We start from the raw sequence: 13,094 nt of genomic DNA, 5'->3' as shown, positions 1-13,094 counted from the left end.
CGTGGCCCCGGCCACCGCTCGCGGTCCTCGGACCGGAGGGCGGCCGGGGCCACCGGCCGTCAGGAGCTGCCGAAGGGAGCGGCCGCGGAAGGGGCGGAGGAGGCGCCGCCGTCGTCCGCGGGCTTGGTGGACTTCAGGCAGAGCACGTAGTTCTTGCCGGTCTCCATGTGGACGAAGGTGTTCTCGGCGTCCGGGTAGGCCTCGCAGGCGGTGTGGTCGTCGGTGGTGCCGTTGACCCGCGCCTCCACCTTGTACTCGGCGGTCGGGTCGGAGCAGCCGACCACCTTCATCTTGGGAGTGAAGCTGGTCCCGTCGTTGTGCAGGCAGTCGCCGGTCTGCGGGTCGGCCCCGGACGAGGTGCTGGAGCCGCTGCCGCCGTAGTGGTAGTCCGTGGTGTGCTTGTCCGCGAGCGCGCCGACCAGCAGCAGGGCGAAGACGAGGGCGAACGACAGGATCGGGAACAGCAACATCAGCATCGCCGGACGCTTGGTCAGCGGAACGCCCGGGTTGAGCTGCGGCCCGAGCGGACCGGGCGCGGCCGGCGGCAGTGCCTTGATCTTGTTGTAGGCGCCCAGGTTGCGCAGCAGCGTGATGATGTTGATGATGCCCGAGCAGTAGCTCCACCAGCCCTGCACCAGCGAGCGGGCCGACATGTCACGCACCATCGCGATACCACAGGTGTGGCAGTACGGACCGGGCTGGCGGAGGAACCGCATGATCACGATGATGCCCTGGTGGCCCCGGACGGTGACGTCCACGGCCGGGAAGCCGCCGCAGAAGCGGCAGGTGAGCCCGCCGGGCGGCGGCGGGGCGAAGCCGGGCGCACCGTACGGCGCCGGCTGCTGGGGCGGGGCGCCGTACGGGCCGGGCTGCGGCGGGGCGGCCGGGTAGCCGTAACCGCCGGCCGGCGGGGGCGCGGCCGGGTAGCCGTAGCCGCCGGGGGGCGGCGGGGGCGGCGCGTAGCCCGGAGCCGGCTGCGGGGGCGCGGAGTTGTAGGGGTTGGACGGCGGGTAGGGCGAGCTCAAGTTTCTGATCCTGTTGGCTGGTGACGGTGCGGAAGCTGGTGCTGCGGGCCGGGAGCGCCGCTCAGTGGAAGGTCTGCGGCTTGGTCACCGACGGGGTCGGGTCGCCGGGCCGGTGGGGACCGAGGCACAGAACGTAGTGCCTGCTGATGCCGAACACGCGGCTGGTGCCCTTGTAGGACTTGCTGGCGGCGCTGCTGAGCACGCAGGAGAGGGTCGAGGTGCCGCTGTAGTGCTTGGTCACGACGAACTCCGCATTGGCGGAGGAGCAGTTGACCTTGGCGAACACACCCCTGCCGGGGTTGGTCACGCACTCGCCGACGCGCGCCTTCTCCGGTTTGTTGTCGAAGATCGCGATGATGGCCACGAGGACCACCAGGCCGACGGCACCCCACAGCACCCAGAGCCCGCACCCCGTGCGCGGCTTCTCCTGGGCGGCCGGCGCGGGCGGCGGGTACGTGCCGGGCGGCGGCGGGAAGCCCGGTGCCCCCGGGCCCGGCTGCGGCGGCTGCCCGTACGGCTGCGCCCCTGGCTGCGGCTGCCCGAAGGGCGCGGCCGGCGGGGCGGCGTACGGGCCCGTCGGGCCGCCGGGTGGCGGGCCTCCGAACGGATTGGGCGGTGGCGGAGTAGCCACGGTGTTTCCCCCGATGTGGTGACTGCTAGACAAGAGTGCTGACGTACCTTAGCGACTCGACGGCTGGTCAGTCAGAACGGGCACCCTCGCGGCCCGGACCACGGGCCGTGCTCCGTACGGGGGAATTCCGGCCGCGGGCGTGTCACCAGCCGCGACCGCGGCCTTCCGGCGCCAAGGTGGTGGTCGCCCACCCGCCTTGTGGAGGTCCTGTGCGTAGCCATCCGGTACGGCGGCTGTGCGTGCCGCTCGCCGCCGTTCTCGCCGCCCTGCTGCTCACCGGCTCGGGGCCGCTGGCCGAGGGCAGGTCCCGCACCACGGTACCGGAATCGCTCTCCGCCGACCTGGACCGGCTGTTCGAGGACCAGCGACTGACCGGCGCCCAGGCCTCCGCCCTGGTCACCGACACCGCCACCGGCCAGGTGCTCTACCGGCGCTCGCCCGGCGCGCTGCTGCTGCCCGCCTCCACCCTCAAGACCGTCACGGCGGCCGCCGCCCTCGAACTGCTGGGACCCGGCCACCGCTTCGGCACCGACGTGCTCGCGGCGGGCCGTCACGCCGGCAGCACGCTGGAGGGCGACCTGGTCCTGCGCGGCGGGGGAGACCCCAGCCTGCTGCCCGCCGACCTGGACACGCTCGCCCACGGGGTGGCCGACTCCGGCATCACCACCGTCTCCGGCGCCCTGCTGGCCGACGCCTCCCGCTACGACGGCGTGCCGCTCGGCCCCAACTGGGCCTGGGACGACCAGGCCGCCTACTACAGCCCGCAGATCTCAGCACTCACGCTGGCGACCGACACCGACTACGACCCGGGCACCGTCCGGCTCACCCTGACGCCCGGCGGGCAGGCCGGCCTGCCCGCCGCGGTGCGGCTCACCCCTCAGGAGGCCCCGGTACGGCTGAGCGGCCGGATCGACACCGGCTCGGCGGGCAGCGAGCGCAGCGTGGACGTGGGCAGGCAGCCCGGGACCAACGACCTCGTCCTCACCGGCAGCGTCCCGTCCGACGGCGGCACCAGTGAGGAGTGGGTCGCCGTGGAGAACCCGGCCGAGGTTTCCGCCACGGTCTTCGCCGCCGCCCTCGCGCGCCACGGAGTGACCGTACGGGGCCAGGTACGGGCGGGCCGTGCTCCGGCGGACGCCGCGGTCCTCGCGCACCACGACTCGGCGCCGCTGTCCGCGCTGCTGGTGCCGTTCCTCAAGCTCAGCAACAACGGCATCGCCGAGCACCTGGTCAAGGAGATCGGCCGGGTGAGGGCGGGATCAGGCAGCTGGTCCGCCGGGCTCGACCAGATCACCGCCTTCGTCCACCGCAACGGACTGGACGTCACCCCCGCCCGTCAGGCCGACGGCTCGGGTCTGTCCCGGCACAACCTGATGACCACACAACGGCTCTGCCAGCTGCTGGAGTTCGCCCGCAGCCGACCCTGGTTCAGCACCTGGTACGACGCACTGCCGGTGGCCGGTGACCCGCGCCGGATGGTCGGCGGCACCCTCGCCGGCCGGCTGCGCGGCACCGCGGCCCAGGGCCGGCTCCACGCCAAGACCGGCTCGATGACCGGGGTCGACGCGCTGGCCGGCTACCTGGACCGCCCGGACGGGCACCGGCTGGTCTTCACCGTCCTGCTGAACAACTTCGCCGGCGCCGGCCCCCGCCCGGTCATCGACGCCTTCGTCCTGCGCCTGCTCGGCGACCGCACCCGGGCGGCTGCAGGTGGGCACCCCGGCCGCGCTCCCCACGGCTGGGACTGACCCGTCGCCGCCCCGCAGGTGAGTCGTACGGCCGGCGGGTGGGAAGTGCTCCACCGAAGTGCCCGGTCGTTCACGTACCCGTCCACCCCGCGGCTGTTCTCACCCGGAACGGATTCCCATGACGACGATGCCGCACCACCGGTCCGTCCGCACCGCAGCCCTGCTGGCAGCACTGGTCCTGCTCGCGGTGCCCGCGTGCACCCGCGCCGGGGAGGGCGACGACAGCCCGGTCCCGCAGGTGCCCGGCGGCGCGTTCTCGGTCGGCCTCACCGAGCCCGACCACCTCACCCCCGGCCGGACCACCAGCAGTTACGCACTCCAGGTCCTCCAGGGCCTGTTCGACACCCCGGTCGCCCTCGACCCGGGCGACGGCCACGTCATCCCGCAGGCCGCGACCTCGGTGCAGTCTCCCGACCAGCGGGTCTGGACCCTCAGGTTCCGCCCCGGGGCGACCTTCCACAACGGCGAACCGGTCACCGCACAGAGCTTCGCCGACGCCTGGGACGCCGCCGCCTACGGGCCCAACGGCTGGGAGGCCAACTCCTACTTCGCCCAGATCGACGGCTACGCCGCCCTCAACCCCGCCGACGGACGGCGGCCCGCCACCGACCGCCTCTCCGGCCTGCGCGTACTGGACCCGACCACCCTCCAGGTCACCCTCGCCGCCCCGTTCAGCCAGTTCCCGATGCTGCTGGCCTTCCCCGCCTTCGCACCGCTGCCCAGGGCCGCGTTCACCGACCCGGACGGCTACGACCGGCACCCGGTCGGCAACGGACCCTTCGCGATGGACGGCGACTGGCAGCACAACCAGCGGATCGACCTGGTGCGCGCCGCCTCCTACACCGGCACCCGCCCGGCGACGGCCGACGCCGTGCACTTCAGGATCTTCACCAGCAAGGACACCGCCTTCACCGAACTGCGCGCCGGACACCTCGACTTCATGAGCACCGTCCCGGCCGCCCGGGCCTACGAGGCCAAGCGCACCTTCGGCAAGCGCTACTCGGTCCGGCCCAGCGGCACCATGGACTACCTCGGCCTGCCGCTGTGGGACCACCGCTACGCCAACCCCGATGTGCGCCGCGCCATTTCGATGGCCATCGACCGCGGGGGCATCACCCGAGCCATCTACAACGAGGTGCACATCCCGGCCGACTCGGTGGTCGCCGCGATGATCCCGGGCCACCGGGCGGGCGCCTGCGGCGAGACCTGCGGCTACCAGCCGGTGAAGGCCAGGGAACTCCTCGACCGCGCCGGGGGATTCAGCGGACCGATGGAGCTCTACTTCGCCAACTCCGACCCCACGTACGAACAGTGGATGACCGCGGTCGCCAACGAACTCCGCCAGAACCTCGGCATCCGGGACGTCACCTTCCGCAAGATGGCCGCCGCCGACCTCGGCCCGATCCTCAACAGCCGGAAGACCACCGGCCCCTACCGGCAGAACTGGGTCATCGACTACCCCAGCATGCAGAACTACCTGGCCGGCCTCTACAACCACGACAACCGCATGGGCTGGCGGAACCCGCGCTTCGACGAGCTGCTCGCGAAGGGCGACGCCGCCCTGACCCGGCAGCAGAGCACCGCCTACTACCAGCAGGCCGAGGACATCGCCCTCGCCGAACTGCCGCTGATCCCGCTGTGGAACTGGCAGGACCAGTCCGTCTGGAGCAGCCGGGTCGGCAACATCGTGACCGATCCGTACGTCGCCGGGTTGCACCTGGACAGGGTGACCGTACGCCACTGACGCCACGGCCCCCGAGAGGGCCGGAACGAGAAGCGAGACACCAGAAACGGAGGTCCGATGGGACGGTTCATCGCCCGCCGCCTGCTGTACGCCCTACCCGTACTGCTGGCCACCACCTTCCTGATCCACGCGCTCGTCTTCGTCCTGCCCGGCGACCCGATCCAGGGCCTGGCCGGCGACCGCCAGGTCCCGCCCGCAGTCCTCGCCGAACTGCACCGCCGCTACCACCTGGACGACCCGCTGGCCGTCCAGTACGCCAAGTACCTCGGCGGGCTGCTCACCGGGGACCTCGGCCGGACCTTCACCGGCGAACCGGTCGCCGACGTCCTCGCCGGACGCTGGCAGGTGACCGTACGGCTCGGGCTCACCGCCTGGTTCCTGGAGACCGCGCTCGGCATCGCGCTCGGCGTGCTGGCCGGACTGCGCCGCGGCGGGTGGGCGGACCGGATCGTCCTCGCCGGAACAACACTGGCCATCGCCGTACCCGTCTACATCGTCGGCTACCTGGCCCAGCTGATCCTCGGCGTCCGGCTCGGCTGGTTCCCGGTCTCCGGCGACCAGGACGGCTGGCCCGCCGCGTACGTCCTGCCCGGGCTGGTGCTGGCCTCGTTCGGGGTCGGCTACGTCGCCCGGCTCACCCGCTCCTCGCTGCTGGAGAACCTCCGCGCCGACTACGTCCGCACCGCCGAGGCCAAGGGCCTCAGCCGGCGCCGGGTGGTGGTCCTGCACACCCTGCGCAACTCGCTCGTCCCGGTGGTGACCTTCCTCGGCGTCGAACTGGGCTCGCTGATGGCCGGGGCCGTCGTCACCGAGTACATCTTCAACCTGCCCGGCATCGGCCAGCAGGTGTTCCAGTCCATCCAGCTCCGGGAAGGGCCCACGGTGGTGGGCATCACCACCGTGCTGGTCCTGGTCTTCTGCCTGGCCAACCTGGTGGTGGACGTCCTGTACGGCGTACTCGACCCAAGGATCCGCCATGACTGACCTGGACGACAGCCCGGGCACCCCCCGCGTCGACGACGTCCTGCCACCGCCCGCCGCCCCGCCCGAGCCGCGCGGCCGGAAGGCCTCCGGCTCGCTCTCCTCCGACGCCTGGCGCGAACTGCGCTCCCGCCCGCTGGTCGCCCTCTGCGCGGGCGTGGTGCTCCTGATCGTCCTGATGGCCGCCGTACCCCGGCCGTTCATCGCCCTGCTGACCCACGACAGCGGACGCTGCGAACTCGCCGACTCCCGGGTCGGCCCCAGCCTCGACCACCCCTTCGGATTCGACCTGCAGGGCTGCGACTACCTAGCCCAGGTGGTGCGGGGCAGCCGCCCGTCGCTACTCATCGGACTGGCGGTGACCTGCGGCGCGCTGCTGCTGTCCGTGCTGCTCGGGCTGCTCGCGGGCTTCTACGGCGGCTGGGTCGACTCCCTGCTGTCCCGGGTCACCGACGTGTTCTTCGGCCTGCCGTTCGTCCTCGGCGCCACCGTCATCCTGGTCGCCTTCCCCTCACACGGACTGGGCGCCATGACACTCGTCCTGGTCGGCCTCGGCTGGACCACCATGACCCGGGTGATGCGCGCCCAGGTGATCGCGCTGAAGGACGCCGACTACGTGCACGCCGCCCGCTCCACCGGGGCGGGACCGTTACGGCTGATGGTCCGCCACATCCTGCCCAACGCCGTGACGCCGGTCGTGGTGGTGGCCATGCTCAACATCGGGAACGTCATCTCCGGGGAGGCGACCCTGGACTTCCTCGGCGTCGGACTGCAGTACCCCGCGCTCTCCTGGGGGCTGCAACTCAACGCCGCGCAGAGCTACTTCCTCGACTTCCCGCACCTGCTGCTCTTCCCGGCGCTGTTCCTGTCCGCGACCGTGCTGAGCTTCATCCTGATCGGCGACGCGGTCCGCGACGCCTACGACCCGAAGCTGCGCTGACCCTGCCTCGCCCGGCTTTCCACCGCACCCGAAAGAAGCACGTCGATGACCGTCACCCCGCCCTCCTCGGTCCTCGGAGACACCCCGCACCCGGACGACGCACACGCCGGAGCCGACGTGGTCCGGATCTGCCAGGACCTGCTGCGGATCGACACCACCAATCCCGGCGACGACAGCGGGCCGGGCGAGCGGGCCGCCGCCGAGTACGTGGCGGCCCGGCTCGCCGAGGCCGGGATCGAAGCGCTGATCACCGAGTCGGCGCCGCGCCGGGCCAGCGTGCTGGCGCGCGTCCCGGGCACCGCCTCGGGCCGCCCGGCGCTGCTCGTCCACGGGCACCTGGACACCGTGCCGTTCGACGCCGCCGAGTGGTCCCGGCACCCGCTCTCCGGCGAACTGCACGACGGCTGCCTGTGGGGCCGGGGAGCGGTGGACATGAAGGGCGCCGTCGCCACCACTCTCGCCCTGGTGCGCTCCTGGGCCAGAACCGGCCGCCGCCCGCGCCGGGACCTGGTGCTCGCCTTCCTCGCCGACGAGGAGACCACCGGCGAGCTCGGCTCGCGCTTCGTCGCCGCGCGGCACCGCGACCACTTCGCGGACTGCGCCGAGGCCATCGGGGAGTCCGGGGGCTTCTCGGTGCCGATCCGGCCGCAGCCCGGCGCGGACGGCGCCGAACTGCGGCTCTACCCCATCGCGCTGGGCGAGCGCGGCACGGCCTGGATGCAGCTCACCGCCACCGGCCCCGCCGGGCACGGCTCCAGGGCCGCCGCCGACAACGCCGTCGCCACCCTGGTCCACGCCCTGTCCCGGCTGGCCGCCCACCCCTGGCCCACCCGGCTGATCCCGCCGGTCGAGGCCCTGCTCGGCGAGCTCGAACGCATCCTGGGCACCACCATCGACCGCGACCGGCTGGAAGCCGAGGCCGCCCGCCTCGGCCGGGCCGGCGACCTCTTCGCCCCCACCGTCCGCAACTCCGCCAACCCCACCGTCCTGCAGGCCGGCCACAAGATCAACGTGATGCCGGGCACCGCCCGGGCGCTGGTGGACGGCCGCTTCCTGCCCGGCACCCGGGAGGAGTACCTGGCCACCGTGGCGGAACTCCTCGGACCCCGGGTGACACGTGAGTTCATCAACCTGGAGGACGCCGCCACCGGCGACCACACCGGCCCGGCCTTCGCCGCGATGGCCGCCGCACTGCGGGCCGAGGACCCCGCCGGGCACCCCGTCCCGTACCTGATGTCCGGCGGGACCGACGCCAAGACCTTCTCCCAGCTGGGCATCGACTGCTACGGCTTCGCGCCGCTGCGTCTCGACGCCACCCTGCACTACCAGCGGATGTTCCACGGCGTCGACGAACGGGTCCCGGTGGCGGGCCTCGGCTTCGGGCTCCGCGTCCTGGACCGCTTCCTGAGGGCCTACTGACCCCTGGGCGGGCGGTCGGTCGCGGGGGCGGGGCCGATCACGCGGTCGGCGACCGCCCCCGCGGCGTCGCGACCGGAGGTCAGGCCCGGTCCGCACGCTGTGCGATCAGGGCGCCCAGTCCGTCGAGGATCCGGTCCAGGCCGAAGTCCAGCGCCTGGTCCTGCCCGCCGGTCTCGGCGGTGGAGGCCAGCGCGGCCGTCATCGCGGGGTAGTCCGCGCCGTGGGTCCGCATCAACTCGGCGAGCGGGGCGAGGAACTGCGCCTCCGGCCCGCTCGCCGCGCCCGCCGCTCGGCTCTGCTGAACGATGCCGCGCACATGATTGTGGCCGCCTACGTACTGGCCGGTGAACTTGCCTGCTCCGGTGGTGACCACCGCGCCGCGTTCACCCGGTACGAGCGGCTGCTGCGCGACTACGCCAGGGGCTGCCAGAAGGGCGGCGAGCGGACCGGGAGGTTCCTCGCTCCCGGGGCGGCCGGTCTGCGGATCCGCAACGGGCTGCTGAACCGGAAGTTCCTGCTGGGGCTGATGCTCAAGGCGGGCAGGCAGGTCAGCACCGTGGCGCTGTCCGACTAGGGCTCGCCGGTGAACCTGATTGTCAGAAGGGTCTGCCCCTGCCATGCTCGTTGTACATGATCCTCAATCGCCGCACACTGATCACGGCGCTGGCGACGGCACCGGTTCTGAGCACGGCATCCGGTGTCGTGGGAAGCTCTCCGGCCAGGGCCGCAGGCGACACCTACGCCTCCAACACCGCCCTCTACGCGGACATAGCACTGGTGGAGGGCGTGGACTACCGCCGGCGCTACCGGCGACATCCGATCGACGACACCGGTTCGTCCGGGCGTTCGGCCCTCGTACGGACCGCCGTGATCGCCCCGCACGGCGGCGGTATCGAGGGCGGCACCTCCGAACTCTGCCTGGCGATAGCGGGATACCACCCGGCGGAGCCGGCCTCCACCACCACGGCCGCCGGACCGCTGCACGACTACTGGATGTTCGAGGGCCTGCGCGCCACCGGGAACAGCGCACTGCACGTCACCTCGACACACTGCGACGACACCATCGCCCGATCGCTCTGCGCAGGAAGCCTCAACGTGGTCTCGCTGCACGGTTGTACGCCCGCCCGGGCGGGCCTGCCGGCCGGGGCCGCGGTGGTGCTGGTGGGCGGGCTCAACGCCACCCTGCGGCAGCATCTGATGGACGAGTTCACCGCGGCCGGCATCCGGGCGGTGGCGGCCTCGGGGGACGAGGAGATCGCCGGCCTCTCCCCGGAGAACATCTGCAACCGCACCCTGCTCGGTATGGGTGCCCAGCTGGAGATCACCACCGAGCTGCGCGCCGCGATGTTCGCGGACGGAAGGAACAACCTGGTCGGACGGGCCGCCAACACCCTGCCGCTGTTCTGGTCCTTCGTGCACGCGGTGCGTACCGCCGTCGAGCGGGTCGAGGCCGGGCAGCGGGTCCTCTGACCGGGGGCGGCACACCGTGTCGCCGCCCGTCCTCAGACGGTCCGCAGCCGCCGCCGGTACCACACCGTCCATGCCAGCAGCACCGCGACGACGGCCAGTTCCACCCCGGTGGACAGTCCGGCCACCGCCGTCATCGGCAGGGTCCAGAGCAGTGCCAGCCGGATCACGGCCTCGGCGGTCAGCGCGGCGCCCCACACCGCGGTCTGCAGTCGTACCGCGCGCCGCACCCGAGGAGGGTCCGGTGCGCGGCCCGGGTGCATGCGCCGCGTGAGGTAGCCGAGCGCGGGCGTACGGGTGCCGCAGCTGGCGAGGAACACCAGCCCGGTCAGTCCGCTTGTGGCCGGGTCGCGGGCGAGCAGCATCCGCTCGTCCCGGGCCAGCAGCGCGATGACCAGCATCAGCGCGTAGGTGCCGAGCATCAGGCCGGCCGGCGCGTCGACCCGCCGACTGCGCACGGACGTCCGGAGCAGCCGGGTGCCGGCGGCTCCGGCGGCGGCGAACAGCGAGGTGGTGACCGTGCACCCGGCGGCCTGGGTGCCGTAGAAGACGGCGGGCGAGAGCCCGAGATCGCAGGCCAGTCCGATGATCCTGGCCCTGGTGGCGGTTTCGGTGCCGGTGCCGATGACGGTCTGCTGAGTTGTCATGACCGAAAGGCTAGGAACGGGCCCGGCGGGCGGGATCGGCCGACGGGGGGAGAGGTGCGTGGAGAAGCGGCCGCCGGACTCTCCACCCGTGGTGGGAGACGGGCCGCCGTGGGTGTCCGGTCTCGGGGTACCGTCGACCGGTTTGCACCAGGGTGCTGCCCGCCGGGCCCGCGGTCCGGGAACGGCGCGCGGGCGGCCGCAGGGGGTCGGGCTCCGTACGGCCGCCACGGTGTGCGGGGCGGTTACTGGGGCTGGAAGGAGCGGATCTGGTAGTTGCCCATCAGGTTTCCGCCGCTCCCGGCGGCGGTGGATCCCACGCGCGCCTTGTAGTTGGTCTGGGTGTAGTACTGCACGCGATGCCCGGTGCCGTTCCAGACCGAGCGGACCGGCCAGCCCTTCCGGATGAACGAGCAGTCGTCCGCGGTGTTCGGATTCCTGCTCTCCGTCCACTGGCACCGGGTTCCGCCCCCGCTCCAGTCGCTGTAGATGCAGAAGTGCCCGGGATCGCAGCTGAACGAGGAGAGGCCGCGGGACGTGGCGGTGGCCGGTCCGGGCTCGGTGGCGGCGGTGGCGGCGGGCCCGGCACTCAGGGCGGCGAGCAAGGTGGTCAGGGTGACGGCGAGCTTGGCGGTACGGCGCATGGCGGCTGTCCCTTTCTGATCGACGGCCGGGAGGGGCCCGGCGGCGCCGTCGAGTCTGCTGGGTGGCGGCGGCCACCGAAAGGGCGTACACCAACGGCGCGCGGAGCGGGATGCCAGGGGCGTATGCCTCAGTCCGACCGCCGGGGGCCTGCGCGCGGGCGCATGCTTGAGTGGCCCCGCGCGAGGGCGCGTTCGGGCGCCCATCGATGAGACCCCGCTCGCCCGAACCCCCGACCTACGATGACTGGCGGTACGTCAGTTCACTCCTCGATCGCCCCGCCCACGGACCGCAGGTGGTCGCGGAAGGTCAGTGACCGGTCGTCCCGGCGCGCGGAGAGGTAGGCGTCGAACCCGACCTGGCTGCGCAGGGAGGTGCCCGCGTGGATCCGTTCGGCCTGGCGGCGCTCGGTGTCGCGGATCGACTCCGCGAGGGTGAGGAGCTCCTCGGCGCGGGTGGCCGGTACGAAGAGCACGCCGTCGTCATCACCGAGGACCAGGTCGTCACAACTCACCGTCCACTCACCGACGGTGGCGGATTCCAGTGCGTCCTCGGGCCGCTCGTCGAGGCGCTGCGGCCCGGTCGGGATCGCGCCCAGACTGAAGACCGGCAGCCCGAGCGCGCGGAGGTCGGCGGTGTCGCGGTGCAGCCCCCAGATCACGATTCCGCCCAGCCCGGCGGTCCGGGCCTCCAGCACCACGAGATCGCCGACGCACGCCTCGTCGAGCCGGCCGCCGTTGTCGACGACCAGCACGTCACCGGGTGCCGCCCCCTCGAAGGCCTCCAGGAAGATGTCGACGCTGCCGACATGCCGCGTCGGACACGCCCGCCCGAAGACCCGGCCGCCGGGCACCGCGGCGTGCAGCCCCGCGGGTGCGCAGCGAACGGGGAGCCGAGCGCGGATGCAGGCGTCCGCCACATGAGCGGTCGTCAGTGCCGCGAATCGCTGCCGGAGTTCCTGGTGGTCCATGCCGGGGGTCCTCCCGCCGTTCCGTCGTGCCGCTCGGACCCCATTGTGCGGGGCGGCCCGGCCGCATGGAATCGCCTTTTCCGGAACGGCGTTCTCCGCAGGGCACGCCGTGTCGACTCCGCACCGTCATTGCGCTGCACCGACTTGTCGGAGCGGCACAATCGGAGCGTCGCACCGTCGGACGGCGGTGCCCAGCACCGAGTACGGAGGCCCGGATGACCAGTGCGACGGACCTGTTGGCCGATGCGTTCAACCGAGTGAACGAGACCGTCCACGAAGCGGTCAAGGGTCTCGCCGCCGCTCAGCTGACCGTGCGCCCGGACGAGCACTCCAACACGATCGCCTGGTTGATCTGGCATCTGACGAGGATTCAGGACGACCACGTCGCCGACGCCGCCGGAACCGATCAGCTGTGGACCGCCGACGGCTGGTACGACCGGTTCGGGCTGCCCTTCCCCGCGTCGGCAACCGGCTACGGCCAGAGCGCCGACGAGGTGGCCGCCGTACGCGTCAACTCCCGCAAGCTGCTGACCGACTACCACGACGCCGTGCACGAGCGCACCATCGCCTTCGTCGACGGGCTGCGCGACGCGGACCTGCGCCGGGTGGTGGACGAGAGCTGGACCCCGCCGGTCACCCTGGCCGTGCGGCTGGTGAGCGTGATCTCCGACGGTCTGCAGCACGCCGGCCAGGCGGCGTACCTGCGCGGCCTGGTGCGCCGGCAGTAGCGGCGGCGCCGGGACCGGCGACAGCGGGGCACCGGGATGGGATGCTCCTCGCCGGAGACGCCGGAGACGCCGGAGACGCCGGAGACGCCGGAGACGCCGGAGACGCCGGAGACGCCGGAGACGCCGGAGACGCCGGAGACGCCGGAGACGCCGGA

14 protein-coding genes are annotated in these 13,094 nt (G+C 72.7%); 8 read left to right on the top strand and 6 right to left on the bottom strand.

Annotated features, from left to right (window positions below; genetic code table 11):
• Positions 1-59: 59 nt before the first annotated feature.
• Positions 60-1,025, bottom strand: a complete 966-nt coding sequence (locus ACWDAK_RS03565; protein WP_344634545.1) for an LppU/SCO3897 family protein — start codon at positions 1,023-1,025, stop codon at positions 60-62.
• A gap of 61 nt (positions 1,026-1,086) precedes the next feature.
• Entirely contained in the window at positions 1,087-1,656 is a 570-nt protein-coding gene (locus ACWDAK_RS03560; protein WP_427394364.1) for an LppU/SCO3897 family protein, read from the bottom strand.
• Between the two features lie 209 nt (positions 1,657-1,865).
• On the opposite strand from ACWDAK_RS03560, the gene dacB reads away from it, so the two are divergent.
• From dacB to ACWDAK_RS03535, 5 genes are all read left to right on the top strand, one after another.
• Positions 1,866-3,404, top strand: a complete 1,539-nt coding sequence (gene dacB / locus ACWDAK_RS03555) for a D-alanyl-D-alanine carboxypeptidase/D-alanyl-D-alanine endopeptidase (protein WP_427394363.1) — start codon at positions 1,866-1,868, stop codon at positions 3,402-3,404.
• A gap of 118 nt (positions 3,405-3,522) precedes the next feature.
• A complete protein-coding gene (locus tag ACWDAK_RS03550) occupies positions 3,523-5,148 on the top strand; it encodes a peptide ABC transporter substrate-binding protein (protein WP_344634542.1) in 1,626 nt (541 codons plus the stop codon).
• Between the two features lie 57 nt (positions 5,149-5,205).
• Complete coding sequence (locus ACWDAK_RS03545) at positions 5,206-6,132, top strand: ABC transporter permease (RefSeq protein WP_427394362.1); 927 nt, start codon at positions 5,206-5,208, stop codon at positions 6,130-6,132.
• On the top strand, positions 6,125-7,069 hold the full coding sequence (locus ACWDAK_RS03540) for an ABC transporter permease (protein WP_427394361.1): 945 nt from the start codon (positions 6,125-6,127) through the stop codon (positions 7,067-7,069). The genes ACWDAK_RS03545 and ACWDAK_RS03540 overlap by 8 nt, the downstream gene beginning before the upstream one ends.
• Positions 7,070-7,114: 45 nt before the next feature.
• Positions 7,115-8,488 (top strand): M20/M25/M40 family metallo-hydrolase, encoded by a 1,374-nt coding sequence (locus tag ACWDAK_RS03535; protein WP_427394360.1) that lies wholly within the window; start codon positions 7,115-7,117, stop codon positions 8,486-8,488.
• Between the two features lie 79 nt (positions 8,489-8,567).
• On the opposite strand, the gene ACWDAK_RS03530 is transcribed toward ACWDAK_RS03535, so the two are convergent.
• A complete protein-coding gene (locus ACWDAK_RS03530; protein ID WP_427394359.1) occupies positions 8,568-8,804 on the bottom strand; it encodes a TetR/AcrR family transcriptional regulator C-terminal domain-containing protein in 237 nt (78 codons plus the stop codon).
• Between ACWDAK_RS03530 and ACWDAK_RS03525 the strand changes: the two genes are divergently transcribed.
• The gene (locus ACWDAK_RS03525; protein ID WP_427394358.1) at positions 8,805-9,062 is read left to right on the top strand and encodes a hypothetical protein; all 258 of its coding nucleotides are present in this window, start codon (positions 8,805-8,807) and stop codon (positions 9,060-9,062) included.
• Positions 9,063-9,118: 56 nt separating this feature from the next.
• On the top strand, positions 9,119-9,958 hold the full coding sequence (locus tag ACWDAK_RS03520; protein WP_344634538.1) for a poly-gamma-glutamate hydrolase family protein: 840 nt from the start codon (positions 9,119-9,121) through the stop codon (positions 9,956-9,958).
• A 32-nt stretch (positions 9,959-9,990) separates the two neighbouring features.
• On the opposite strand, the gene ACWDAK_RS03515 is transcribed toward ACWDAK_RS03520, so the two are convergent.
• The 3 genes from ACWDAK_RS03515 to ACWDAK_RS03505 all read right to left on the bottom strand — a co-directional run bounded on the left by ACWDAK_RS03515 (position 9,991) and on the right by ACWDAK_RS03505 (position 12,211).
• Positions 9,991-10,602 carry a VC0807 family protein gene (locus ACWDAK_RS03515; protein ID WP_344634537.1) on the bottom strand — a complete coding sequence of 204 codons (612 nt, stop codon included), beginning with the start codon at positions 10,600-10,602 and terminating at the stop codon, positions 9,991-9,993.
• A 242-nt stretch (positions 10,603-10,844) separates the two neighbouring features.
• Positions 10,845-11,243 carry a peptidase inhibitor family I36 protein gene (locus tag ACWDAK_RS03510; protein ID WP_344634536.1) on the bottom strand — a complete coding sequence of 133 codons (399 nt, stop codon included), beginning with the start codon at positions 11,241-11,243 and terminating at the stop codon, positions 10,845-10,847.
• 260 nt (positions 11,244-11,503) lie between these two features.
• The gene (locus ACWDAK_RS03505; RefSeq protein ID WP_344634535.1) at positions 11,504-12,211 is read right to left on the bottom strand and encodes an RraA family protein; all 708 of its coding nucleotides are present in this window, start codon (positions 12,209-12,211) and stop codon (positions 11,504-11,506) included.
• Between the two features lie 215 nt (positions 12,212-12,426).
• Between ACWDAK_RS03505 and ACWDAK_RS03500 the strand changes: the two genes are divergently transcribed.
• Positions 12,427-12,939 carry a mycothiol transferase gene (locus ACWDAK_RS03500; protein ID WP_344634534.1) on the top strand — a complete coding sequence of 171 codons (513 nt, stop codon included), beginning with the start codon at positions 12,427-12,429 and terminating at the stop codon, positions 12,937-12,939.
• The last annotated feature ends 155 nt before the right edge of the window (positions 12,940-13,094 follow it).

It is taken from the genome of Kitasatospora sp. NPDC001175 (assembly GCF_053598215.1).
Note: the sequence above shows the minus strand (reverse complement) of the source record. Positions and strands in the feature narration are given on the sequence as shown.

Excerpts from the sequence above, each read along its gene's own strand:
- ACWDAK_RS03550 (WP_344634542.1), top strand. The coding sequence starts at position 3,523 with ATGACGACGATGCCGCACCACCGGTCCGTCCGCACCGCAGCCCTGCTG.
- ACWDAK_RS03545 (WP_427394362.1), top strand. The coding sequence starts at position 5,206 with ATGGGACGGTTCATCGCCCGCCGCCTGCTGTACGCCCTACCCGTACTG.
- ACWDAK_RS03540 (WP_427394361.1), top strand. The coding sequence starts at position 6,125 with ATGACTGACCTGGACGACAGCCCGGGCACCCCCCGCGTCGACGACGTC.
- ACWDAK_RS03535 (WP_427394360.1), top strand. The coding sequence starts at position 7,115 with ATGACCGTCACCCCGCCCTCCTCGGTCCTCGGAGACACCCCGCACCCG.
- ACWDAK_RS03525 (WP_427394358.1), top strand. The coding sequence starts at position 8,805 with ATGATTGTGGCCGCCTACGTACTGGCCGGTGAACTTGCCTGCTCCGGT.
- ACWDAK_RS03520 (WP_344634538.1), top strand. The coding sequence starts at position 9,119 with ATGATCCTCAATCGCCGCACACTGATCACGGCGCTGGCGACGGCACCG.
- ACWDAK_RS03515 (WP_344634537.1), bottom strand. The coding sequence starts at position 10,602 with ATGACAACTCAGCAGACCGTCATCGGCACCGGCACCGAAACCGCCACC.
- ACWDAK_RS03510 (WP_344634536.1), bottom strand. The coding sequence starts at position 11,243 with ATGCGCCGTACCGCCAAGCTCGCCGTCACCCTGACCACCTTGCTCGCC.
- ACWDAK_RS03505 (WP_344634535.1), bottom strand. The coding sequence starts at position 12,211 with ATGGACCACCAGGAACTCCGGCAGCGATTCGCGGCACTGACGACCGCT.
- ACWDAK_RS03500 (WP_344634534.1), top strand. The coding sequence starts at position 12,427 with ATGACCAGTGCGACGGACCTGTTGGCCGATGCGTTCAACCGAGTGAAC.